Here is a 23,132-nt window from a genome sequence, read left to right on the forward strand (position 1 = left end):
AGCGTGAGCGGATCATTCATAATTAACACGTATGTGAATAATTACTTTTTGACCATAAGTTTTAATCTTAGATGCACTTCAACTTTTGTACAATACCCTGAACAGAAATAGCAGAAACCTTTTTAACTTTTCCGCAAGGTTTCAGCCAGGACACGCGCCCCGATATCGAGCGCCTCTTTATTGAATGCCATATCCGGATGGTGAAGCCCAGGCGCAAGGTCTGCCCCGATGCCAAGCATCGCCGCTTTCAGTTCCGGCTTTTTGATCGTGTAGAAATGGAAATCATCGGCTCCCGTCGTTTCAAGAGGTGGCCCAGTTCTTTCCTCTCCCAACAAGGAACGGATGGCGCTGTCGGCAATTTGCATCGCTTCGTCCGACACTTCAGCTGCCGGTGTGTAGTCATCCCACTCCCAGGTGATATCCACTTCGTGCAGGGCTGCAATTGATTGGAGCCCCGCGTCGATGCGCTGCCGCAGTTCCGCCATCAGGCTATTGGACTGCGACCGCACATCAAGGGCGAAGGCCGCGCTTCCCGGGATGATGTTCAGCGAGTCGCCGCCCGCCTGGATGTTCGTTAATTTCGCTGAATACGATTCGAACGGCGAAAAGTAAATCGATTTTACAAATTGATGGATGGCCACAAGCACATCAATGGCGTTTTTCCCTTGATGCGGTCTTGCACCGTGCGCATCTACGCCGGTGATTTTGCCTTTCAGGAAAATTCCGGATCCGTGATGGATGGCAGGCGCAACTTCGCCAAACGGCAATTCCTCGATGGGGCGCAAATGCACGCCGTATAAATGCGTCACCTCTTCAAGTGCCCCACGTTCAATCATGGCAAGCGAGCCGTTGCCTTTTTCTTCTGCCGGCTGGAAAATGAACCGGATGCGTTTTGCCAGTGGTTCATCTTTCAAATAAAGCAGCGCACCCAAAACCATGGCCATATTGGCATCGTGGCCGCAAGAATGGTTCGCTTGGACTTTCCCGCGCACTTCCTGCCACAAAGCATCAATATCGGCACGGACCGCGACCACTCGTTCCCCTTCGCCGATTTCCGCAATCAACCCTGTCACGTCATCGAATGTATGATAATTGACTTGGAGGTCTTCCATGATTTCCGCCAGCTTTTTCGTCGTTTCGACTTCTTGCCAACTTGCTTCCGGATGGGCATGGAAATGATCAAAGTATTCCAGGATTTTCGTTTTATTGTCCATCTGTCCGTTCCTCCCCTTCCACGATACAAGAAGCGACTGTCAGTTTTTGAAGCTGGCTTTCGTCTACCCGGATGCCGAGCCCGGGTTCACCCGAAAGCTTGACGTATGGCAATTGGTAGTCCAGGTTGCCGATTTCTTCCGAGAACAGGAGCGGCCCCGTCAGTTCCGCGGATTGGATATTGCGGCGCGCCATGACGGCATGGTAGCCGGCGGCAGAACCGACAGACGACTCCACCATCGAACCGATTTGGGCAATGATGCCCGCCGCTTCGGCTGTTTTCGCCATTTGGATCGCCGGGAAGATGCCGCCGCATTTCATCAATTTAATGTTGATGTAATCGGCCGCTTCCAGCCGGATGATTTCGAGCACATCTTCCATCGTTTGGACGCTTTCATCCGCCATGATCGGCGTTGAGGTTTTTCGGCGGACATCCGCAAGCCCTCGGATGTCGCCCATGCGAATCGGCTGTTCAATCCAAGTAAGATGAGCATCCGCTAATTGGTTGATCGTTTGTACCGCATGCCCGACTGTTTTCCACCCCTGGTTGACATCGATGCGGATTGGCATAGAAGGCCCGACCGCTTCCCGTACGGCATAAATGCGTGCAATGTCGGTTGCCGAGTCGCTGCCGCCCACTTTCAGCTTCAAACTGCTGAATCCTTGGTCCATCGCCCGTTTCGCTTTTTCCGCCATGATTTCCGGCGCTTCGATGCTGAGCACTTTTGGATACTGCAAACCTTCATGCGCCTGTCCGCCGATCAAGTTATAGACCGGCTGCCCTGCCGCTTTTCCCATCAAGTCGTAGCATGCAATGTCAATTGCGGCTTTTGCGGCTGGGTTTCGGGCGATGGCCGCATTCATGAGATGGTGGATCCCTTCGATATCGAATGGGCTTTGGCCAAGAATTTTGGGAACAAGTACGTTCTTTAGGATTTCATATGTCCCGCTGACCTGCTCTCCGGTGACGTGTTCATCCGGCACCGCTTCGCCGTATCCGAAGATTCCAGTATCCGTTTCCAGCTTCACAATGACCGCCGGCATATTCGGATACGTCGCATAGGAAATGATAAACGGTTCCTTTAACGGAAATTCCACTCTGTAAATTTCAGCCTTCACAATCTTCATCACAATCTCCTCCTACTATGTATAGCTTAAATTGTACATGAATGTGACGTGGGGTTATAGGACAGGAAGGATTATTTTAAGGTTTTACAGGAGAAGAAGTGTGTAGGGTTCTATCGATTGTTCCGTTGGGTTCTATCGGCATTTTCTTGGTTTCTACCGGTGTTTTTCGATTTTCTATCCGTGTTTTGGTATGCAGCATCTTCCCAAGAGCTAAGATCAAGGGATTCGAATGGAAAAGACCTTCGCTGTATGCGAAGGTCTCCTCGAAGACTAAAATTGCATTTCGCTGATGGCAAAATGCAGGGTGGGGCTCTTTCGATGTTTTCTACAATTTCTATCCGTGCTTTTTTACTTTCTAACTGTGTTTTTAGGTTTCCTATCGATGTTTTCAAGTTTTCTATATGTGTTTTGACAGTTTCTATCGGTGTTCCTGTTTTTGCCTGTAAAACCGGTGCCTTTTTCCACCGACTTCTTCTAATTTTTTTCGCCTTAATGCCCTTTGTGCCGCTTCCAGTGTCTCTAATCCCAAAAAAGTTTTGCATTCTTTGGTGGTGATGGTTGATTTTACGAGCATAAACCATTCGTCGATGGCATCTAAATGGGCGTCCTTGCTAAATATATTGCATGGTGCACATTCCCATTTGCGCACGAAGCGCTTCATTTTTCTAAGCCGACAGCGCGGACAATAAACACCGGTTTGAATGTCTTGGGGGTTGATTCTCATGTTTAGGGCTAGGGGAAAAGGCTGATATTTTTGATCAATCGCTAACAATTGTGCGCCAAGCGACTTCATTTGTTCTTCAGTGAGAAGGCGATTGTCAATATCCAGGCGGTGGAGTTGAAAAAAGAGTTCGTCTGCAATCCAGACAGTTGCATCAGGAGGCACGTTTTCAATTATTTGCGATGGATAAGCCATAATAACAGCAATTTGAACTGGCAAATGGTAGTTGATTTGTTTTAGGACCTTCTCCATTTTTATTTTTGCAGTTTCTGCTTGAACCACTGGACTTTTGAAAACTCGCTGTTTTCCATTTTGGAAAGATTGGTGTAATACACTCGGATTTGTTTGAAGCCGCAACTTCCCTCCGATGTTTTTGATTTCCAATATTAGCAGCCGATCCTGCATAATAATGACTGTATCGATTTGGCTGCGGTCCGGCAGGGATAAATCTTGGATGATGATATACGGATAGTCCGGTTCAAAATAGGCAAGAAAGTCATCCACGCGTTCTTCCCCTCCGGCCCCCGCATTCTCGTAATTCAGTAATTCGAGAATGGCACCGTTCCTTTCATGATTAGGTGGCAATCTTTTTAGCAAAGCTTCATATCCTGCAATTTTCTCTGTTCTCTTCCGATACTTAATGATTATTTTTCTCACCTCCATGTTTTATTATAGCAAGCAACAGCTTTAAATTCCATAAATATCCAAATATGATTTTTGAAGTGCTATTTTACAGGAAAAATGAGATTTGAAGATCTAAGTTATTTGAGTCAATGACATTTAGGAAAGTCTTTATCGAAGTTTTCATCAGTTTCTACCGGTGTTTCTCTTATTCCTATCGAAGTTTTTCAAGTTTCTTTCGAAGTTAGGGGACTTCTTACTGAAGTTCTGCTAAAAGCCTGCCTTCTTAACACTAAAACCCCTGAATGGAAAAGACCTTTGCATACTGCAAAGGTCTCCTCTAAAACACAAGGCGCATTTCGCTTGTGGCGAAATGCATGAAAATCCCTAATAGTGTCTTCCGCTGTTTCTATCAGTGTTTATTTGATTGCTATCGATGTTTTTCGGTTTTCTTTCGGCGTTACAGCACTTTCAATCAATGTCCCCTCAAAAGCTTTCCACAAAAAAAGACCTCCGCTGTCTGCGAAGGTCTCCTCTCCATTATTCATTAATGGCACTTTTCACCGCAATCGACAGAATCATTTCTTCCAGCAAAATCGGCATTTCTTCAAAGGTATTTTTGATGTGCAGCCGTTCGGTGCGCTTATGGGCATCTTTGCCGAATGGCCCAACATTGAACACGGGCGCTTTCAAATGCTTCATTGCCTGGAACGGAATGCTGTATTGGTCGCCGTAAACCGGCGTGTTTTTTTCGTATGTCATCCAGCCGCCGTTTTGGTCGGTGTAGTTCACATAGCTTAAATCAGAAATGCCGTTGAAGTAATGGATCTGCTGCAGTTTCAGGCCGAATTTATCCTCGGCATTTGCCGTCACTTGCTCCAGGCAGCGCTTGACGAGTTCGTTCTCCGATGAATTTACTGCCGGGTAATATGGCGGTGCATACAACAGAACCGTTGCCGGCGTCAGTTCCTGGCAATTGATCAAAAGAATGTCGACAATGCGCATCGATTTGTCGCGGACGTCCCATTCCGGATGCATCATCGTGTCGTAAAGCGCCCCGTTGACGTAATCGATGCCAAATTTGTTGATGGCGTATTTCATCAGTTCTTCAAAGCGAAGAACCCGGATTTCTCCTAGCGGTTCGATGTTTTCGCGCTCACACATCGCCAAATAATCACGCGTGCAATGTTCCATCGCCTCAATGGCCACTTTCTCGAATTGATCAAACACTTCTTCCGCGGTTTTTTCCATTAAAAAGACATTGTACATTGCGCTGGTCCGATAAGGCGTCTGCGCCGAGTACTCGAGTTTCATATCACGCTGCATCAGCGTCACCGGAAGCGGCGTAGTTTCCCCGTAGACCGTTTCCCGGAAAGAGGTGTTCCATTCCATGCGGTGCGTCAAATAAGTTGAAATGTAGCTCGATGTGATGCCAGACAGCGGCTCGCCGACATGGGTTTCTTTGCCGTAAAAGAGCGCCGACGGCATGATTTTCCCGATCGAACCCGTGTAGATGTAATGAGCCATATCACCCGGGTATTGGGCAAAGACGGGCTCGCCGTTCAAAAACAGAATATACTCAAGGCCGAATTCCCGCTCCAGATCAAGCAGTTTCGAAACGCCGTAGCGCATGCCGGCGGAATTTACTTCTTCGTCCGCCACCGTCACCAGCAGCAGATTGATCGGCCACTCTTCAGCTGCCGCTTTTTCGATTAAAGCCATATGAAGCGCAAGCCCCGCCTTCATATCCATCGTGCCCCGGCCAAATAAGTATTCACCCGACTGCAAATCTGCTTGTGCTTCCGGATCCAATTCATCCTGCACTCCTTTGAACGCTTCCGCCAATTCCAGCGGGCTGCAGGCCAACGGCTCCAAGTCGCCGTACTCTGAAGTATGCACCGTATCATAATGGCTGATCAGGACAATCGTGTCCGTCGCTTCCGGATGTTTGTAAAGCGCCGTCAGGTTTTCACGCCCCCAGTTCACTGCGCTGAGCGACAAGCGCTCCGGGTATTGCTGGAAATATGGCAGCATCTCCAGCTTTTCTTTCAGTTTATAGGCGAATTGGACTTCACCTTCTGTCAGCGTCATGCTTTTCCAGCTCACCAGTTCAATCAATAATTCCTGCAACTTTTCGGGAGTCCCCCAGTATATTGTCATCTCTATGTCCTCCTCTTGATGCTGCTCCGCTTGCTTTATGTTACTTTCTTTTGCTTTCCAGTGTTTTCAGCCAGTCGCCCATGCGCTCCATTGCCTGTTCAAGCGTCTCCATGGAATAGGCGTAGGAAATCCGCAGGAAGCCTTCTCCGGTTTTCGTAAATGCCGAACCCGGGACAGCTGCGACTCCCCCTTCTTTCAATAAAGCCGTTGCAAACTCAAACGACGTCATGCCGTATTTGGCAATGGAAGGGAAGATATAGAAGGCGCCTGTCGGTTTGACAACTTCCAGGCCCATTTCGACCAGTTTCCCGTACACAAAATCGCAGCGTTCGCGGTATGCGCGGTTCATCACTTCCGGTGCATCGCGGTTGTTTTTCAGCGCTTCGATCGCTGCGTACTGGCTCGGCACCGATGCACATACCGTATTGTACATATGCACTTTCAGCACTTGCTGCACGTACTGTTCCGGCCCCAGCAAAAAGCCCATGCGCCATCCCGTCATCGAATGGGACTTGGACAAGCCGTGGACCAGGAACGTCCGGTCTTGAATCGAATCAAAGCAGGCAAAAGAGGTATGTGTGCCCGCAAATGTATTTTCGCTGTAGATTTCATCGGTCACAACAAAAATCTCGTGTTTGCTGAGTTCTTCCACGAGCGGTTCCATTTGGGCTTTCGTCAATGTGACGCCTGTCGGATTCGACGGAAAATTAAACAAGATTGCTTTTGTTTTCTCCGTGACAAGCGCCCGGATGGCTTCCGCTGTCGGCACTAGCCCGGTTTCTGATGTATCGAGCAGAACCGGTTTGCCGCCGTTCAATTCCACAATCGGCTCGTAGCCTGCAAAGCACGGCGCCGGAATGATCACTTCATCGCCTTCCAAAAGAATCGTCCGGAAAACCGCATCCAGCGCTTCGCTTGCGCCGTTGGTCGCAATGATCTCGGTTTGCGGATTGTATGTAAGTCCATAAGTATCCTGGAAAAACGCAGCAATTTCCTGGCGCAGCTCCAAGAGCCCTGCATTGTGAGTGTATCCGGTCAAATTGGCTGAAATGGCAGCTTTCCCGGCTTCTTTGACCGGTTCCGGCGTCGGAAAATCCGGCTGGCCGATGGTTAAATTGATGGCATCCGGGTAATTCACCAACTGATTGAAAAACTGGCGGATCCCTGACACACGAAGCGCTTCTGCGCGTGGATTCAATGTAAGTGGCATGAACAAAAACTCCATTCCGTATTTTGGCTTTCCTCTATTATATTGCAAATTGCCGGAAAATAAAGAGAGACTGTTTCCATATAGAAAAAAGCGGCTCATAAGCTGAGCCGCTCAGAATGTATACAAAGTCTAGATGAAATGTATGGCGATGCATAAAAACCAACCGGTCCGGCCACTTCGCTTTCCGTGGGCTCAGCTTCAGCCTCCTCGTCACTAACGTTCCTGCGGGGTCTTCAGCTTTCGCTGTCCCACAGGAGTCTTCGTGGCCGAACCGGTTGGAGCGTCTCTCTGTGAATCAATAGTGAATATTATTCCGATTGAAGCCTAAACAGACATGCCTAACAAGAAAAGCGACATCTCTAAATAACCTCCTGTACAGGATCCGGAGTGGAAGCCGGCGACTCCAGCGGGATAGCGAAGTGCCGAAATCCACTCGGGACGCCAGTTCCGAGTTAGTTCGGCGCGAGCCTGCGGAACGCGTCCGGCTGAAACGGAGGATCTGGGATTTCCCTTTCAATCAGATATTTATTCAGCTATCATGTGTAAAAATTCTTTTTTTCACAAGCTAAGCGGCTCATAAACTGAGCCGCTTTCTCCGTTTTTTCAACAAGTCTTCTGCTGCACCGGATCCAAACAGGACACCGACGATAATCAGCACCAAGCCGAAAAGGTGATTGGTCGTGATCACTTCGCCCAAAATGACTGCTGCTCCTACAAGTGAGAAAAAAGTATTCAAGTTCATGAAAATAGCGGCTTTGGTCGGCCCCGCCTGTCCGATGGAATAATTGTAAAGCAAATGTCCGACAGCCGTCCCGAGTACAGCCGAAAAAAAGAACGCTACCCAGAAAGTTGATGGAACCTCCGCAAAAGCGGCAATTTCCCCCGGTTCTTGAATTAGTGAAATGATGAACAAGACACCGGCGCCGATGATGAACATATACGCAGTCAATAGGCGCGGGTCCATGGAGCCGGCAGCTTTCGAAATGACAATATAGCTAAGCACTTGGACCAGAATGGACAGGAAGACAAAAACATCCCCGATGTTCATCCCCGCCGTCTCGCCGCCGCCTACCAGGACAGTCGCAGATACACCGACAAGGCCGATCACCACGCCAATCCATTGCAGTTTAGACGGGTAGCTGCGCAGAATCAACGAAACCAGCACAGCTGTCAGCATCGGGCCAGTTCCCAGAATCAATCCAGCATTCGTTCCTGAAGTAAGCGCGAGTCCGCTCGACAGGAAATAATGGTGTCCGACCACATTGAGCAAGGCTCCAAGCAAGATGAATTTCCACTCGTTTTTTCGCGGAAGCCGCAGCAGTTTCATGCCGGCAAGAATCACAAAAATTGTCGCCGCGGCTGTGAGAATGCGAAAAGCAGTTAATGTGATAGGATCCACAAATTCAACCAGGTATTTTACAGAAGGTAGATTAAACCCCCATATCAGCATGACAAAAATTAAAATGGCATAGATTTTCCATTGATTCAATCCAATTAAGCCTTCTTTCGAGTTCCGAATTATTCACTTATTTTACGCTGAATCAACAGCAAAGTAAACGGCTTTCCCGTTATTTGATCGTTTTCACATTATAGTCGTATGCTTTTCGGCCAATCAGCAAGCTGAACACAATAAAGGCGATCAATGACAACACGACCGGAAACGTGACGGTATGCACACCGAACAATTCACCGTTGGCAATGTTATAAAAATGCAGCGCTACGTAGCTGCTGATGCCGACAATCATCGAAGCGATGGCCCCGTATTTATTGCCCCATTTCCAGTAAAGCCCGAGCACGACCGGCCAGATAAACGCTGCTTCCAAACCGCCAAAGGCGAAGAGATTCAGGAAAATCAGCAGTTCCGGCGGATCAAGTGCCAGCAGGAACACAATGACGCCAAGGGCACCTGTGATGCCGAACGAAATACGTTTGATGGCTTTCAAATCCGCGTCGGGTTTGATGTAATTCAAATACACGTCTTTTACGATGGTAGAAGAAACGAGAATGAGCAAGGAATCGACGGTCGACATGATGGCGGCCATCGGAGCGGCAAGGACAATCCCTGCTGCCCAGGCCGGCAAGGTTTCCAACGCAATCAGCGGAATGACTTTATCGCCAATTTCAATTCCTGGCAAGATCGGCCGGGCAAAAATGCCGATCATGTGCATGTTTAGCATGATAAAGCCGGTCACAACCGTGCCGATGATCAGTGCCCGGTGCATCGATTTGGAATTTTTATAAGACATCGCCCGGACCGTAATCTGCGGCAAGCCGACCACTCCGACACCAACCAGAATCCAGAAAGACGACACATACGCCATGCTTAAATTGCCATCCGCGCCAAAAGGCGTCACAAGATTCGGGTTTTCATTGATCAAGTCGTTCATGATGTTCGGAATGCCGCCGCCTGCAATGATGACCGCAATCAATAGGATCAATGTGCCGATAAACATGACTGCTCCCTGAACCGCATCGGTCACCGCAACCGCCCGGAAGCCGCCGATGGTCACATAGACAAGTACAGAAACGGCAAAGATGAACAAAGCCGTGTTATAAGACAAGCCGGTCAGTGATTCAACAAGGCGAGCCCCGCCAATCCACTGGGCCGCCATCGCGGAAAACAAAAAGATGATGATGCTGAGGGCAGACAGGATGACCACCCAATTGCTTTGGTAGCGGGCTTTTAAAAAGTCGATCATTGTAATCGCATCATAGCGGCGCGCCATGATGGCGAATTTCTTCCCTAAAATCATCAGGACAAAATAGCCGGTGACCACTTGTGTCATGGCAAGCAGCACCCAGCCGAAGCCCATCGTATAGGCGGTGCCAGGCCCCCCCAGGAAACTCGAGGCGCTGCCGTAAGTGGCGACCATCGTCATCGCCAGCACAAAGCCGCCGAGCTCACGGCTGCCAAGGAAATAATCATTGATAAAGCTTGAACTGGATGACAATTTGGTGCTTGACCAATAGCCGATGGCAAAAATGATGGCTAGAAAAACAAGCATCGGAATGATAACTGCAAAATTCATCGTTCATCTTCCTCCTCTTCAAACGGCACTTCCACAAAGAAAAACTTCACAATGACAATGACAAGCACCACAATCAACAGGAAGCCGACGACGCAGCTGTAGAAAAACCAATCCGGCAATCCGAAAATGTAGGTGTATTCTTCAACGGGGCGCGACCCCATTCCATAGGCAAAGCCGAACCACCAAATAAAGTTAAAAATCGCTAAGCCCAATCCAATCAATGCTTCGCGGTTGGCGATTTTAAACCGCCAATCTGTTTCCTTCATCCCAAACACTCCGTTTCGTTATCAGTTTTAACGGCAATACTGCCTCTAATTTACTGCACCTATCTTTTCATCCTATTATCGTATCAATTGCACCGGTGCCTGTCACCCACACATTTTCACAATTGGGTTTTGGGCAATAGGAAAACCCCGGAAGCTGTTGCTTTCGGGGTTTCCTTTTCGGATAGCTATCGTGCCAATAAGTATTCAATATACTTGCGCCAATTAGTGTTTTTGGCAAACTCATAATTGGGTTGTTCGCTCGGGAAAGGCATAAAGACTTTTGGCGCTGATTTGTATTCTCTTAGTGAATCGTCTTTTAGAACGATCGCTCCTACTCCAACTCCATCAGATAAAACAGCCTTACCATTCACGTCGAAATTGATTGTTACTGGAGCAACGGGTCCGTATCCTTCTTCATTTAATACATAAGTCGACCCGTTCGTATCTTGTCGGTCAAATATCCATGGTTGTGGAATTGCTACTGCATCAACTGCTTCGTTTATGGTAATTTCTGCATTGGCTGTGCTGCCAAATGGTATATTCTCCGTAATCGGTTCATCTGCTAAGATCTGCACTTCATAAAAAGCGATTGGATTGGCTTGTTCTTTCGGATCCAATGCACGATATGCTTTTAGCCATCTTGAATCTTCGGCAGGAATTTCGGATACACTTAAGACGGTACCTGGAACGGCTGCTTCTAAGCCTTCAGCCTGAATGAGAACTCGGTCTTGGGCAGCCACGTCTTGCCATTCATCTTCCAGCACATACGTCATAAATGTTTTTTCAGTTGAATAAATTTCAACACTTAATGGGTTTGAATCTCGATTTACTTTAGCCACAATGCCTTCTACAGGGCTAACCAGTGCCGGGTTCGATAGGCTTTGGCTCAATTGTGCATCAATAACCGCTAATTGAGAATCAATGGCGGCCAAACGTTGATTGGCTTGTGCGATTCCAGTAGCATAGGAACCATCTTGCGGTACTTCTACACCAACTGACAGATCAACATTAAACTCAATTGTATCGCCATCTTCATTTGTAACGCTAGAGCGGTCTGAAGCACTTTCAGATTCTGAACCACTTTGTTTAGATTGCGCAGATTCCAGTTCTCGAAGTGTGTTCTGCACTTCACTTTTTTCCGCTTCCAAAGCTCGCTGTTCCGATTCCCAAAGTGTTCGTTGCTCCTGTGATTCCACTTCATTTAATAAGGCCAATTCAGAACCTGCCTGAACCACATCGCCTTCACTCACTACCCACTGTTCGATTGCTTCTCTTTCCTGAACATAAATTTGCATCGTATCTCGAGGAGCAGCGACGGCTTCTTTCGGCAGCTTTTCTATATATGTATTTGGATAAGCCCGTTCGTATTCGCTGACATAAATATTTTTTGAAATAATGCTTTTTTCTCCAAACATCAATAAGGCATTAGCGGCAATAAAGGCGGTTATCGCAATAGACAATCCAATGAAAAAGAATTTATTCATATAGAAGCGCCCCCTCTCGTGAAGCCGCTAAGCATGTCATCAATCGGAACATAAGCGCTAAATAAGCCAATGACTAATGCTACAAGGATGTGTAGTAAAATTAACAATGACAGAATTACTCTTGGTGAATAAGAAGTGAAGCTACGGGTAAAACGGTATTGAATCGCGATGATTAATGCCGTAAAAATCGTCAACTGATTAAAGAAAAACGTTACAAAAGTATGATTGAAAATTGAATGGTCTAAAAAGGTCGCAGCCAGTGGTCCAAATGAAAACAAGGAAACCGGCATTGTAAATCCGGCTATAGCAAATAAGAAAAATAAAAGAGCTTTTTCAATTAACAGAATGGCTAATACAAAAGACTGCATGACCAAGGCTGTCCGAAAAGTCATCTTAGTCAATTTGCTGAATAAAAACGCAACTCCATAGGAATGGAAAGCCAAATAAAAACCTGCCCACAGCAATGTACCTACAAGAGATGTCCAACGAGCCAAAGTGTATTCATCCCAAAATTCTTCCGCTAAATAAGGAGTTAACGACCTCGTATTCATTCCCCAAATTTCACGGAGCGCAAAAAGAAGCACTCCAAGTGCAAAAATCCAGAAGAGGCGCTGATTAAATTTCCGCATCGTATTTTCTTGCAAATTATGTATTAGATCTCCTTGGCGGGCAAAATAACGCCAGAATTTAAAGTCAAATGTCATGCTATGTGATTCCTTTCGGCGCAATGATGGTTCTGCTAACTTTACTTTACCAAAAAAAACGGTGCTTTGAAACGGTTAAGATACCACAATTTTCAATTTCTCCTTCTTTAAGCCTAAAGACACACAAATTGTATATATTTCAAAGAGAAAAAGGTATAAATAACCTGGTGGAAGCTTAATCGCCAATTATGTTTATAAATTTAAAAACCAACGAAAAACCCCCACATTTCTGCGGAGGTTTATCAAACTTAAACGATTTTGTATTTCTTATGTGAAATTACGGTCATGTTGGATGCTGCACCAATTTCTTTTGCATCTTCAGGTGAAATTTCAACAATCACCGAGTTGTCCATAATTTTATAGATAGTTCCGTTGACTTCCACGCCATTGCGGGTGAAAGAGATCCATTCACCAATTCTGCGAGCTGCTACGAATTCGGATACTTCTTTTTCATGCGGTTGAAATGCCATATTTATCCTCGCCTCTCTTTAGTAGAAACAATATCTATTCATTATAGCATAAATAAGGCGGTATTTCATCTGTTAAGCTGACAGCTTTCAAAGAAAAATATCAGCTCAATTGCTTTTATTGCTTACAGCAGTTTTCTCTTTCGTTCACTCGACGCCCGGCAAGATCGTCAGCGTCTTGGCATCTGCGTCAAGCCGCGCCGGTACACCAAGCGGGACGGAAAAATGCGGTTCGCAATGGCCGATTTTAAATCCTTTGACGACTGGCACTTTCAAGTCTTTAAAATAATCATCCAGCACTTCGTCCAATGTGAGCGACCGCTCTTTGTTTTTCGCTTCGGCATTTTTGAAATCGCCGATTACAATGCCGGCCACTTCATCAAACTTCCGGGCCATCTTCAGATGGTTCAGCAGCTCATCGACTTGATACGGCTCTTCATCAATATCTTCAATCAACAGGATTTTGCCTTTTACATCCAGTTCAAATTTCGTTCCGATGCCGCTCCGGATCAGCGACAGATTTCCGCCGACCAGCTCGCCTTGGGCTATTCCGCTCGTCAATGCAGTAAGCGGCGAAATTTCTTCGGAATAAAACAATTCGAACGGCCCAAACAATTGTCCAAACATCCGGGCGCTGCGCTCATGGAACGTTTCTTTGCCCACGTCTGAAGCAAGCATCGGCCCGTGGAACGTTGCCAGCTCTGCGTACTCTCCAATAGCTGTATGTAAAAAGGTGATATCCGAATAGCCCCAGAATATTTTCGGGTTTTCTTTGATCATCTGAAAATCGATTCGATCTGTATAGCGCGCTGCCCCGTATCCTCCGCCTGCGCAGATGATGCCCGCAACTTCGGGGTCTTCGAACATAGCATGCAAATCAGCCAGCCGCTCATCGTCTGTACCTGCCAAATGGCCATTCTTTGCTTCCACCGATTTACCCATTTTTATGTTCAAGCCAAGGCTTTCCAAAAACGGCAGTGCTTTTTTCATGTTTTCCAAATTCGGTGGGCTTGAAGGTGAAATGATTCCCACTGTATCGCCTTTTTTCAATCGTCTTGGTAAAGTCCGCATATCCATCCACTCCTATTTCCATTAATGTCTTTAAAACCACAATCCGCATCCCGGTTCTTCCCTGCAGATTGGAACACTTTCTTTATCCAAGCATACCGTTTATCCCGAAAAAGTAAAACGTCAGCGGTATAGCCACCTATCCTTCCATCGGCTTTATACCGAGGATGGGATGGATTTTTGAAAATGAAACTATAAATTTAGAATTTTTAGTCATTTTGGTTCATGATAATCATTTGATATCTCTCTATAATAAAAACAAGTTATAAATCGGTTAGCTTAACCTCTGTAACTTACCGGGCGAGATCTTCTTTTATCCCCATAATAACCTAGAGGAGTGGATCAAGATGAATTTTGATAAAGTGCTGGAACTAGAGTGGGAAGATCTTGCAATTGGCATGGCCGGTTCAACCATCTTAATGGTAGCCCTAAATTTCTTCACATTAATGTAAGAGGTGACTTATGCAGATCGGCGTATATTAAAAGCCCTTTTCCGATAAACTGGAAAAAGGGCTTTTATTCATTTTTTGGGCATACAAAAACGCCTGCTCTTAAATGATTCGGGCAGACGTTTTATCCTAGGGCTGGTTTCACGTTACAAACCTCCATTAAGTTGTTGTTTTTGTTGTCTCAGCAAGTCGTTGAACATCGCTTCATCATGCAAAGTTAAAGCATGGTCGATCATCCGGTTGAAGTTTTCCTGTTCCAGGAATTGAATCGCTTCTTCCGCTTCCTGCTTTGCCTGATCGTTCACTTCAAGCAATCCTTCTCTTTCTTCCTGCAAAATTGCTTGTAAGTGCATATGGATATCAGACACTAGCAGCAGCTGATACAAAGGCAGCCGAATAAACCGATTGCCTTTTTGGAAGACAAACACTTCAGATAGATTTTCTACCTGGAATGTGTTTAAATTGACAACTATCTCTTTGCCTTCTACCGGAATAAAATGAAACAGTTCATCGTCTTTTAAAATCGAGAAATATTGATAGGCGAAAACAAATCGAACGAGATGATCTTCTTTCTTTGTATAAAAAGGCTTCATCAATTTAACGTGCAGCATGACACTCCCCCCTTTGCAAAAAGATAGAATATTCTTACTATATTTAGTATAGCATAAATCTGTTATTTCGGATACGAAAAAGCACAGGGATTATTCTTTGATGCTGAAATCTTCGCGGACCAAATAATTCGGCGAAACGACAAAATGCATCTGGTCTTGGCGGACACGAATAAAAAAGGCATCCAGCAGAGAACGCAAAAACTGCTGAAACTCCTGGTCTTCCATTTCGCCTTTTTTAAAGACGATACGGTTCGCCGCCAAATCAATGTATACCGACTCAACAGGGCCGCCTGTTTGAACCATATTTCGAAGCATAAAACCACTTGCGGATGAAGTGACTTGCCACTGGATTTTTTGGAAGCCTTGGCCTGTATGCCGCAGAAAAATTTCCCATTGCCCAATCGAATCTTGACTTATTACATACCCTAAATCAGGAATTTCCAAAACATAAACATCCATCAACTTCTTATCCCCTATCCTTTACCCCTTGTGGGTCCATTATAGTGTTATTGTACCATTTTTATCCCAATATAATAGTATTATTTTTCATTACAGCTGAATCAGTCTTGCCACTCGGCTTGCTTACTTTTTTACGTGAAGTGAAAGAAAGACTGAATTTCCAATCAGCTGTAACTTTGAAATGGGATAAAGGCAAAACCATTATCACTGTTGACCGGCTGCCGAAATCCAGTCGGCTTTTCCTGTTCCGGATCTATATTTCTTTCATCCAAACATTTGCCATTCGGCTCTGCAGCCGGAACAAGCAAGCAAACGGCAAGACTCATAACAATATTTTTCAATCCCGAAGTTGCTGCATACCGAATGGTTCCGGTATTGATTCGTTGCATAGCCATCCTTGCCTAAAGAGGATCAGGAAGCTGTATGCAAGAAAAAGCACCAAAGAAATCGGCTGGCTGAAATTCAGATATCGGCTGAAAGTTCACGATTAACTTTCTTTCAACGTCCGCGAGGCGTATAATAGAAGGAAAGTTTTTATTTTGGAGCGATGCATATGGCTACGGTTCAATCCCTGGCAAAACGATTCGATGATACGATTCACAATTATATGGCTGCTGTCGAAAAATCACTCATTCCATCGCGTGAGCAGGATGAGGAAATGGTTCGAAAAGCAGTCTTTTTAGTGCGCCATGACGGTGTTCAAATTTTGTCGTTCAACGAAGAGCGGCTTCTGCTTGAAGCAATCGTCAAGGATGCTCATACCGTTAAAGTACTTTTGAATTTTGATAAAATGACCACTGCCTGCGCTTGCCCGCAAGACGAAATGTGCCGCCACAAGCTGGCAGTCATCTTTGCCCTTTACCAAAAAATCGGATCCTTATCCGAATGGGTGGCAAAATGGCGATCGCGCCCTTCCGATCCAGTTGCGGCATTAACAGGCAAACGGTCGCCGGAACAGTGGACAGGGCTGATCCGCAATGCGTGGCGTGAGCCGATTCCGGATTACACGACCCGCAATTATTTTTATTTTGAACAAATGTACGAAGGGCGTTTGAAAAACGCTTTGTCGTTTGTCCCTCTGGAACGCGAATGGAAAGTTTTTTATCGGACTTATGCCCATTTGATTTCCTTGATGGAAGTATGGGAGACCTATATCGCCGGCACTGAAGAAGTGCACCATTCCTTTTTCAAGACCTGGTTTGACGATGAAATGCATACACTCCGTGATTTGTTAGAACAATTGCGCGTACAACACCGCACCTTTGAAGCAGACGATTTCTTAAAACATTTGCGGGGGCTGGTCCGTTCATTTATCCAAGTAAGAGACGGATCGTTTTCGCAGCGCTTTTCGGTTTATCGTCTGTTTTGGACCAACCTGTTTACTACGAATAAATTGCGGCTTGACGAAATCGGCGTTTTTGACCGCCCTGACAGCCGCCTTGAAGCTTTCTTCGCCATCTTATTGGAAGACGACGTCACCGTGAAAAAAATTGCGCCGGATGAAACGCCGGATTGGGTGCAGCTCGCTGTTTTGGCAGAAGAAAACGAGCACTCTCAGGGATTAACGGCTATTCTAATGGCGGTTAAGCCCCATGTCAGAACCTTCTTGTTTGAAGGGTTATATACCCAATACCGCCATCAGTACGTGCGTGTACTGAGCCGCCTTTTCTCACAAATCCACTTGAACGAAGCCGATTGGGAAGATTTGTTCAAGCAATTCGGCCATTACGGACTTCCGGCTTATTCAACGTATTTAATCGAAAAACAATTATATAAACAATGGGCTGAACTGCATCACCTCCACAATTCTCCGCTGTACTTTGCGGAAGAATGCGGCTTAAAGGCCGTTCAGGAAGCTGCTCCGGATTATGTTTTGCCGCTTTTCCACCGCTATGCGATGGATTATTTGGAAGAACGCAGCCGGCCCAGCTATAAACAAGCGGTCCGGATCTGGAAAAGAATGAAAGCAGCCTGCAAAAAAAGCGGTCAAATGGAGTTCTGGAAAGCGTATATGACGGAAATCCGTACTCAAAACAAACGACTGCGCGCACTCCAGGAAGAGATCGAGAAAGGAAATCTTTTATGAATCAGTTTCAAACAGAAGGAAGCCGCACCTATTTCCTTAAGATAAACCGGTCCGACGAGTTTCGCATCCAAGCAATCAACGAAGCCGGAAACCGTATCCCTCCCGAAATTTGGAAATCTTATTTGTATTTTCTTGATAAAGAAAGCTTCTACGGCCTGACGGCACGGGCCGATGGCTTGGACCTGCTTCTGACACCCGCGGATTTTGTCCGTTTGTTTCAGCGGGAACCCCATCATTACGTATCGTTCCAAGGGCAGCGCACCGAAGACGAAGCTTGGCTGAATCTGGCTGGAAGAGTGTCGGACTCCTTGAACGATCCGGATTTATGGAACCATGTGTCAGTAGACGGCGAGGACATCGTGATTGCCCCGACTTTTGGCGATCCTGAAATCCAGGCGTTCCTTAGCGATACCATCCAACAGCAGTTAAAGCAAAAAGGCTTGGCTCCCGCTCAATTGCCTTATATTCAGCATTTCGTCCAGCAAGCCGGCTGGGAAGGGCTGCGGGCTTCTGATGATTATGTCTTGGCTGCCCAGCTGAGCGAACCGGATACCGATGCGTTCTGGTCATTTAAAGTGGTGCTCCGCTCGAAACGTGGGACTGTTTACTGGTCTCCTTCAAAACGGCGCATGGACGAGCCGATCGATAAAGTGCTGCCTGAAAAATGGCGTCCCCATTTCGAGGAAATTACCCAGCAGCAACAATTGCTGCTTAGTTTATGCCCCTCTGTTGAAGGCTATGACGAAAGCCGGCTTTACCATGCAGAATGGACAGACGCCCAAGTGCTGGAATTTCTGCGCAATGATGCGGAAATTCTCCAGGCATTCGGCGTTGAAGTATCCATTCCTTCCTGGCTGAAAGCTGTCCAGGAATCCAAAATCCGTGTGCGGGCCAATATCCACTCCCCTGTCAAAAAAGCTTCGGTCGTCGGCCTTGACCAGATTGTGCGTTTTGATTGGCAGTTTTCGTTGAACGGCCACGAACTCAGCATGAAGGATTTTCAGGAACTTGTTTCAGAAAACAAGGAATTTATCCGCATCGGCAACGAATGGGTGCGCGTGGATTCAAACTTGCTGATGCAGTTGCGGAAAATGATTGAAGAAGCCGATGACGCAGACTGGACCATCAAAGACATGCTGTTCCAGAACGTACCGGAAATCATGCTCGATGATACGGTCGATGAAGAAGATCCGCTCGTTGAATTCCAGTTGAACCGCTCACTTCGGACACTTCTCGATAAGCTGCTCGATAAACGTGATTTGCCGGAAACACCAATTCCGCCGGCCTTGCTTACCGAGCTCCGGCCATACCAAAAAACGGGCTTCGACTATCTTGTGTTTATGCGGCAGGAAGGATTCGGCCTGTGCCTGGCAGATGATATGGGCCTTGGAAAAACGGTGCAGCTGATCGCTTACCTGCTGCATGTCCACGGAAAAAACCCGGAGCAGCCGTCCTTGATCATCTGTCCAACTTCCGTACTTGGAAACTGGCAGAAAGAATTGGAACGCTTTGCTCCGAACTTGAACGTGGTGGCGCATTACGGAACAAATCGTCCAAAAGCCGGTGACTTTGCAAAATTTTTGGCGGAAGAAAAGCCGGATGTTGTGCTATCAACATACGGCATTGCTTCGTCCGACGCAGAAGAAATGCAGGCGATCCACTGGACCAGCATCACACTTGATGAAGCGCAAAACATCAAGAACATGTACACGAAACAATCCCGTACCATCCGTAAATTCAAAGGCGACCACCACATTGCGTTGACTGGGACACCAATTGAAAACCGGTTGTCGGAGTTATGGTCGATTTTTGATTTTATTAACAAAGGTTATTTGTACCGCATCAAGCAATTCCAGGAAAACTTCATGATTCCGATTGAGCGGGATGATTCCGAAGAACATAAAGAAAAGCTGCGCAAGCGCATCCAGCCGTTCTTGCTCCGCCGGACGAAGAAAGATCCGGATCTCCAGCTGAATTTGCCGGAAAAACAGGAGCAGCTGGAATATTGTCCATTAACGCCGGAACAGGCGGCCCTTTACGAGGGGCTGGTACAGGATACGGTGCAGAAAATGGAGACGCTCACAGGCTTCGAGAAAAAAGGGCTGGTGCTGAAAATGCTGAGCAAATTAAAGCAGTTATGCAACCATCCTGCACTGTATTTAAAAGAACCTTACAGTTCGGCTGAAGAAATACTGCCGAGATCTCAGAAGCTGGAGCGCATAGTGACTCTCGCCGGGGAAATTGCAGAGCGCGGGGAACAGTGTTTGATATTCACGCAGTATATTGGCATGGGCCACTTGCTGCAGCAAGCTATAAATGAGCTGTATGGCCACGAAGTGCCATTTTTGACGGGGAGCATGCCAAAAAATCAGCGAGATTCGCTGGTGGCTGCTTTCCAGGAAGGCAAATTCCCGGTTTTCATCCTATCGCTGAAAGCCGGCGGCACCGGCCTAAATTTGACCGCGGCTACCCATGTCTTGCATGCGGACCGATGGTGGAATCCCGCTGTTGAAAACCAGGCGACGGACCGGGCTTACCGCATTGGGCAGACCCAATTTGTCCATGTCCATAAGTTTGTAACGATTGGTACCATTGAAGAAAAAATCGATTCCCTGCTGACTCAAAAGCAATCGATGTCTGAAGAATTTATCCAATCAAGCCAATGGATGACTGAGCTCTCCGACAACGAATTGAAAGAGCTGTTTTCATTCAATTAATAATAATCCGGCCAGGCCCCCACCTGGCCGGATTCCCATTTAGACGGAAAAGCCGTCACCCTGCTTGACGGAACGGAAGATCTCTTTTAATTCACTTAGTTCCCGCTCCGCCTCTGCCAGTCGCCGATGCAGCTGAGCGGTCATTTTAATCAGTTGCTCCATATGCACTTCCAATTGCAATTGCGCGTCTTTCGGCATGACTAAGTGCCTCCTTTGTTTGATGTTTAAACGTTCACTCCATCCGTCCCAGGCGGCTGAAAGTCAAAGTCTGCTTCAGACTCGGGCTCCGGCTGCTTGTGGGCGGATTCTTCTTTTCCTTTTCGTTTATCGAGAAAACGGATTTGATCGCCTACAACTTCCGTGACATAAACGCGCGTTCCGTCTTCTTTGTCGTAATGCCGGGAGTGCAGCCTTCCCGTGACCGCTACCAGCGAGCCTTTCGTGCAATACTTGGACACATTATGGGCCGGCCTGCCCCACGTTGAACACAGTACAAAATCTGTTTCTACCTCCCCTTTCTGATTTTTGTAATTCCGGGATACCGCAACAATGAATGAAGTATGTATTCGGCCTTCATTCATTACACGCATGGCTGGATCTTTCGTTAATCGTCCGACAATTCCGACCTGGTTCATCTACTCACCTCCTTTGGAATATCAACAGCATACTAAGTAAAGTGAATATTGCGCAAAATGCCAAAAATAATTTTTGCCCCTTTTGGGCTTTTAAAATTTAATTTTTGATCGGGCCGCAAATTTTTTTTTGCTGATTATTTATCATATTCAATGGATTTTCTGCCTTTTGCCGCCTCTTGCTGAATATCAATTTTCGCATAATTGCTGATTTTTTTTTGCAGGTCAGCTCAAAAATAATGGCTGTGATATACTGAAAAAAAGTGATGTTTGGAGGGACTTTCGTGAAGACATTTAAAATGCTGTCATTTGGAGTGGTAGACGATCAAGAAGTGATTAATTATCCGATGCAAGACGGCATCATCATCAACCAGGAAAATAGCCACCGTTCCTGGGTGCTTGAGATGCTGATGGATCTCGACTATCAGGAAACTTTTCACAAGATGATGAATACCGGTGACATATACGATGTGAAAGTAGTCATTTCCTACCCGGAGAACGAACCTGCTCCTTTTGAAGTGGCCATCTACGGCGTCAAAGTAATTGGCGATCAGATTTCCGTGTTGATGAAAGGAACTTTAAAACGGGCTCGCCGAGAATATGCGGAAACTTTATTGTCCGAACTTCTTGAAGATGGATTTGAAGGAGATCAACTGCTGGAACGCTTTGAACAGGATATGCGGACAAGGCCGGCACTGCGGAAAGATGAAGCCAAATCATAATTCAAAAAACGGACCTGCGAATTTACGCAGGTCCGTTTTTATCTTACTCTTCTTTTTTTTGCACACTCATATTCTCTAATTTCTTTTCAATATAAGTTGCTTCTGCCTTACAAGAATAATCATAATTTGTACCAATTGATTGTTGCATGGATTCGATTCGGGAAACTTGCTCTTCAGAAGGTACTTCAGTTAACACTTTATTGATCACTTGGTTCATTTTACTTGCTACTTCTTCATGAAACAGAGGGCTAACTTTAACTTCTAAAGGAACTTTTTCGTTCCATTGTGCATTAGAATTGATATAGTCCTGCCAGACCTTAACGAAATCTTCTAACTTAAAAAGGTCTTCTTTCCATTCAATGTCTGACATATATTTCTCAAACATTTTTGTAATAGACCTTGTTATACTACTTTTAACACCAACTGGCAATGTTTTATACATTCTATTCCTCCTGCTTTTAAAAGAAAAAGTAGTGATAACCACTTTTACCCTCTTCTATGTATTTACTGCTTAGTCTACATGAATAAGATATATTTTTCAATTTTACTATTATTTTGCTGAAATCGGCCCTAAAGCAAAAAGAATATCACATTCACAGACAAGTTCTCCATCTACTGTTGCAATTGCATGCCCTTTTCCCATCGAACCGCGAAGTCTTGTTAATTCTACTTCCAATCGCAATTGATCCCCTGGTACCACTTGCCGTTTGAAACGACAGTTATCAATGCCGGTGAAAAATGCCAGCCTGCCTTTGTTGGCTTCCATCTGTAAAACGGCCGCCGCTCCTACTTGAGCAAGCGCTTCTACAATTAATACTCCTGGCATAACTGGATATCCTGGAAAGTGACCATTAAAGAAATCTTCATTTGCTGTCACATTTTTTAAACCAACCGCTTTTTTTCCTGCTTCCATTTCTAAAATCCGGTCCACCATTAAAAATGGGTAACGGTGTGGTAATATCGCTTGAATCTGTTCAACTGTTAACATGATTTTCAACTCCTAATATTAAATATAGCTTTCGCTACTTTTTCCCACTCATAATATCTATTATGTGTTGCCAAGTTTCCCATTTCAGTGCATCAGATGGCTTGCCATCTCCGATAATTCCATAACCAACCATTACGCCCAAAACTGCAGCCAAAGCAATCATTACGATCACAAGAATAATTCTTAGCCAAATAGGAAACAGTCGAATCTGTACCCACCCACGCTTTTTGGGTTCTGCTTTTTGAGTAGTTTCCCTCTTTGTTTGTTGCCGAAAATTAAATTTCTTTTTTGTATCAACCATTCTTTCAGTCAACCTTTCCATGCATAGCTCGAATTATACTGAACATTCATTTTAAAAACCATCACTTTTTCGACTAAAATCCATCTACTTTATTTGT

General features: G+C 45.8%; 23 protein-coding genes. 3 read left to right on the forward strand and 20 right to left on the reverse strand.

The window, feature by feature from the left end; all coding sequences use genetic code 11:
- Window positions 1-122: 122 nt before the first annotated feature.
- From QWY22_RS15360 to QWY22_RS15430, 15 genes are all read right to left on the reverse strand, one after another.
- The gene (locus QWY22_RS15360) at window positions 123-1,214 is read right to left on the reverse strand and encodes an amidohydrolase (protein WP_300981708.1); all 1,092 of its coding nucleotides are present in this window, start codon (window positions 1,212-1,214) and stop codon (window positions 123-125) included.
- Window positions 1,204-2,340: a mandelate racemase/muconate lactonizing enzyme family protein gene (locus tag QWY22_RS15365; protein ID WP_300981709.1), complete on the reverse strand. Its 1,137-nt coding sequence runs from the start codon at window positions 2,338-2,340 to the stop codon at window positions 1,204-1,206. The genes QWY22_RS15360 and QWY22_RS15365 overlap by 11 nt, the downstream gene beginning before the upstream one ends.
- A gap of 418 nt (window positions 2,341-2,758) precedes the next feature.
- Window positions 2,759-3,658 carry a nuclease-related domain-containing protein gene (locus tag QWY22_RS15370; RefSeq protein WP_300981710.1) on the reverse strand — a complete coding sequence of 300 codons (900 nt, stop codon included), beginning with the start codon at window positions 3,656-3,658 and terminating at the stop codon, window positions 2,759-2,761.
- 564 nt (window positions 3,659-4,222) lie between these two features.
- A complete protein-coding gene (locus QWY22_RS15375; RefSeq protein ID WP_300981711.1) occupies window positions 4,223-5,842 on the reverse strand; it encodes a M20/M25/M40 family metallo-hydrolase in 1,620 nt (539 codons plus the stop codon).
- Window positions 5,843-5,882: 40 nt separating this feature from the next.
- Window positions 5,883-7,052, reverse strand: a complete 1,170-nt coding sequence (locus tag QWY22_RS15380; protein ID WP_300981712.1) for an aminotransferase class I/II-fold pyridoxal phosphate-dependent enzyme — start codon at window positions 7,050-7,052, stop codon at window positions 5,883-5,885.
- A gap of 574 nt (window positions 7,053-7,626) precedes the next feature.
- Window positions 7,627-8,541 carry a DMT family transporter gene (locus QWY22_RS15385; protein WP_300981713.1) on the reverse strand — a complete coding sequence of 305 codons (915 nt, stop codon included), beginning with the start codon at window positions 8,539-8,541 and terminating at the stop codon, window positions 7,627-7,629.
- 79 nt (window positions 8,542-8,620) lie between these two features.
- Window positions 8,621-10,081 (reverse strand): sodium/pantothenate symporter, encoded by a 1,461-nt coding sequence (gene panF, locus QWY22_RS15390; protein WP_300981714.1) that lies wholly within the window; start codon window positions 10,079-10,081, stop codon window positions 8,621-8,623.
- On the reverse strand, window positions 10,078-10,347 hold the full coding sequence (locus QWY22_RS15395; RefSeq protein ID WP_176294043.1) for a YhdT family protein: 270 nt from the start codon (window positions 10,345-10,347) through the stop codon (window positions 10,078-10,080). Before QWY22_RS15395 ends, panF begins: the two co-directional genes overlap by 4 nt.
- Window positions 10,348-10,532: 185 nt before the next feature.
- Complete coding sequence (locus QWY22_RS15400; protein WP_300981715.1) at window positions 10,533-11,831, reverse strand: efflux RND transporter periplasmic adaptor subunit; 1,299 nt, start codon at window positions 11,829-11,831, stop codon at window positions 10,533-10,535.
- Entirely contained in the window at window positions 11,828-12,535 is a 708-nt protein-coding gene (locus tag QWY22_RS15405; protein ID WP_300981716.1) for a hypothetical protein, read from the reverse strand. The genes QWY22_RS15400 and QWY22_RS15405 overlap by 4 nt, the downstream gene beginning before the upstream one ends.
- Window positions 12,536-12,783: 248 nt before the next feature.
- Entirely contained in the window at window positions 12,784-13,005 is a 222-nt protein-coding gene (locus tag QWY22_RS15410; protein ID WP_036809843.1) for a DUF2187 family protein, read from the reverse strand.
- A gap of 144 nt (window positions 13,006-13,149) precedes the next feature.
- On the reverse strand, window positions 13,150-14,073 hold the full coding sequence (locus QWY22_RS15415; RefSeq protein ID WP_300981717.1) for a S66 peptidase family protein: 924 nt from the start codon (window positions 14,071-14,073) through the stop codon (window positions 13,150-13,152).
- Window positions 14,074-14,665: 592 nt separating this feature from the next.
- Window positions 14,666-15,130: a hypothetical protein gene (locus QWY22_RS15420; protein ID WP_036809838.1), complete on the reverse strand. Its 465-nt coding sequence runs from the start codon at window positions 15,128-15,130 to the stop codon at window positions 14,666-14,668.
- Window positions 15,131-15,220: 90 nt separating this feature from the next.
- Entirely contained in the window at window positions 15,221-15,592 is a 372-nt protein-coding gene (locus QWY22_RS15425; protein ID WP_300981718.1) for a hypothetical protein, read from the reverse strand.
- A 161-nt stretch (window positions 15,593-15,753) separates the two neighbouring features.
- Window positions 15,754-15,978 (reverse strand): hypothetical protein, encoded by a 225-nt coding sequence (locus tag QWY22_RS15430; RefSeq protein ID WP_300981719.1) that lies wholly within the window; start codon window positions 15,976-15,978, stop codon window positions 15,754-15,756.
- A 164-nt stretch (window positions 15,979-16,142) separates the two neighbouring features.
- Between QWY22_RS15430 and QWY22_RS15435 the strand changes: the two genes are divergently transcribed.
- A complete protein-coding gene (locus QWY22_RS15435) occupies window positions 16,143-17,675 on the forward strand; it encodes a hypothetical protein (RefSeq protein WP_300981720.1) in 1,533 nt (510 codons plus the stop codon).
- Entirely contained in the window at window positions 17,672-20,392 is a 2,721-nt protein-coding gene (locus QWY22_RS15440) for a DEAD/DEAH box helicase (protein WP_300981721.1), read from the forward strand. The genes QWY22_RS15435 and QWY22_RS15440 overlap by 4 nt, the downstream gene beginning before the upstream one ends.
- Window positions 20,393-20,431: 39 nt before the next feature.
- Here the strand turns inward: QWY22_RS15440 and QWY22_RS15445 are convergent, their stop codons facing one another.
- A complete protein-coding gene (locus tag QWY22_RS15445) occupies window positions 20,432-20,590 on the reverse strand; it encodes a hypothetical protein (protein WP_175557112.1) in 159 nt (52 codons plus the stop codon).
- Window positions 20,591-20,616: 26 nt separating this feature from the next.
- A complete protein-coding gene (locus QWY22_RS15450; RefSeq protein WP_300981722.1) occupies window positions 20,617-21,027 on the reverse strand; it encodes a single-stranded DNA-binding protein in 411 nt (136 codons plus the stop codon).
- 281 nt (window positions 21,028-21,308) lie between these two features.
- Here QWY22_RS15450 and QWY22_RS15455 point away from each other — a divergent pair, with 281 nt between their 5' ends.
- The gene (locus QWY22_RS15455) at window positions 21,309-21,746 is read left to right on the forward strand and encodes a YwpF family protein (RefSeq protein ID WP_300981723.1); all 438 of its coding nucleotides are present in this window, start codon (window positions 21,309-21,311) and stop codon (window positions 21,744-21,746) included.
- A 43-nt stretch (window positions 21,747-21,789) separates the two neighbouring features.
- Here QWY22_RS15455 and QWY22_RS15460 read toward each other — a convergent pair whose 3' ends face one another.
- The 3 genes from QWY22_RS15460 to QWY22_RS15470 all read right to left on the reverse strand — a co-directional run bounded on the left by QWY22_RS15460 (window position 21,790) and on the right by QWY22_RS15470 (window position 23,035).
- Window positions 21,790-22,188: a hypothetical protein gene (locus QWY22_RS15460; protein WP_300981724.1), complete on the reverse strand. Its 399-nt coding sequence runs from the start codon at window positions 22,186-22,188 to the stop codon at window positions 21,790-21,792.
- Between the two features lie 108 nt (window positions 22,189-22,296).
- Complete coding sequence (fabZ, locus tag QWY22_RS15465; RefSeq protein WP_300981725.1) at window positions 22,297-22,734, reverse strand: 3-hydroxyacyl-ACP dehydratase FabZ; 438 nt, start codon at window positions 22,732-22,734, stop codon at window positions 22,297-22,299.
- 34 nt (window positions 22,735-22,768) lie between these two features.
- Window positions 22,769-23,035: a DNA-directed RNA polymerase subunit beta gene (locus tag QWY22_RS15470; RefSeq protein ID WP_300981726.1), complete on the reverse strand. Its 267-nt coding sequence runs from the start codon at window positions 23,033-23,035 to the stop codon at window positions 22,769-22,771.
- Window positions 23,036-23,132 lie beyond the last annotated feature (97 nt).

Source organism: Planococcus liqunii, from assembly GCF_030413595.1.
GTDB lineage: Bacteria > Bacillota > Bacilli > Bacillales_A > Planococcaceae > Planococcus > Planococcus liqunii.

Excerpts from the sequence above, each read along its gene's own strand:
- QWY22_RS15360 (WP_300981708.1), bottom strand. The coding sequence starts at position 1,214 with ATGGACAATAAAACGAAAATCCTGGAATACTTTGATCATTTCCATGCC.
- QWY22_RS15365 (WP_300981709.1), bottom strand. The coding sequence starts at position 2,340 with ATGAAGATTGTGAAGGCTGAAATTTACAGAGTGGAATTTCCGTTAAAG.
- QWY22_RS15375 (WP_300981711.1), bottom strand. The coding sequence starts at position 5,842 with ATGACAATATACTGGGGGACTCCCGAAAAGTTGCAGGAATTATTGATT.
- QWY22_RS15380 (WP_300981712.1), bottom strand. The coding sequence starts at position 7,052 with ATGCCACTTACATTGAATCCACGCGCAGAAGCGCTTCGTGTGTCAGGG.
- panF (WP_300981714.1), bottom strand. The coding sequence starts at position 10,081 with ATGAATTTTGCAGTTATCATTCCGATGCTTGTTTTTCTAGCCATCATT.
- QWY22_RS15395 (WP_176294043.1), bottom strand. The coding sequence starts at position 10,347 with ATGAAGGAAACAGATTGGCGGTTTAAAATCGCCAACCGCGAAGCATTG.
- QWY22_RS15400 (WP_300981715.1), bottom strand. The coding sequence starts at position 11,831 with ATGAATAAATTCTTTTTCATTGGATTGTCTATTGCGATAACCGCCTTT.
- QWY22_RS15405 (WP_300981716.1), bottom strand. The coding sequence starts at position 12,535 with ATGACATTTGACTTTAAATTCTGGCGTTATTTTGCCCGCCAAGGAGAT.
- QWY22_RS15410 (WP_036809843.1), bottom strand. The coding sequence starts at position 13,005 with ATGGCATTTCAACCGCATGAAAAAGAAGTATCCGAATTCGTAGCAGCT.
- QWY22_RS15415 (WP_300981717.1), bottom strand. The coding sequence starts at position 14,073 with ATGCGGACTTTACCAAGACGATTGAAAAAAGGCGATACAGTGGGAATC.
- QWY22_RS15420 (WP_036809838.1), bottom strand. The coding sequence starts at position 15,130 with ATGCTGCACGTTAAATTGATGAAGCCTTTTTATACAAAGAAAGAAGAT.
- QWY22_RS15430 (WP_300981719.1), bottom strand. The coding sequence starts at position 15,978 with ATGCAACGAATCAATACCGGAACCATTCGGTATGCAGCAACTTCGGGA.
- QWY22_RS15435 (WP_300981720.1), top strand. The coding sequence starts at position 16,143 with ATGGCTACGGTTCAATCCCTGGCAAAACGATTCGATGATACGATTCAC.
- QWY22_RS15440 (WP_300981721.1), top strand. The coding sequence starts at position 17,672 with ATGAATCAGTTTCAAACAGAAGGAAGCCGCACCTATTTCCTTAAGATA.
- QWY22_RS15445 (WP_175557112.1), bottom strand. The coding sequence starts at position 20,590 with ATGCCGAAAGACGCGCAATTGCAATTGGAAGTGCATATGGAGCAACTG.
- QWY22_RS15450 (WP_300981722.1), bottom strand. The coding sequence starts at position 21,027 with ATGAACCAGGTCGGAATTGTCGGACGATTAACGAAAGATCCAGCCATG.
- QWY22_RS15460 (WP_300981724.1), bottom strand. The coding sequence starts at position 22,188 with ATGTATAAAACATTGCCAGTTGGTGTTAAAAGTAGTATAACAAGGTCT.
- fabZ (WP_300981725.1), bottom strand. The coding sequence starts at position 22,734 with ATGTTAACAGTTGAACAGATTCAAGCGATATTACCACACCGTTACCCA.
- QWY22_RS15470 (WP_300981726.1), bottom strand. The coding sequence starts at position 23,035 with ATGGTTGATACAAAAAAGAAATTTAATTTTCGGCAACAAACAAAGAGG.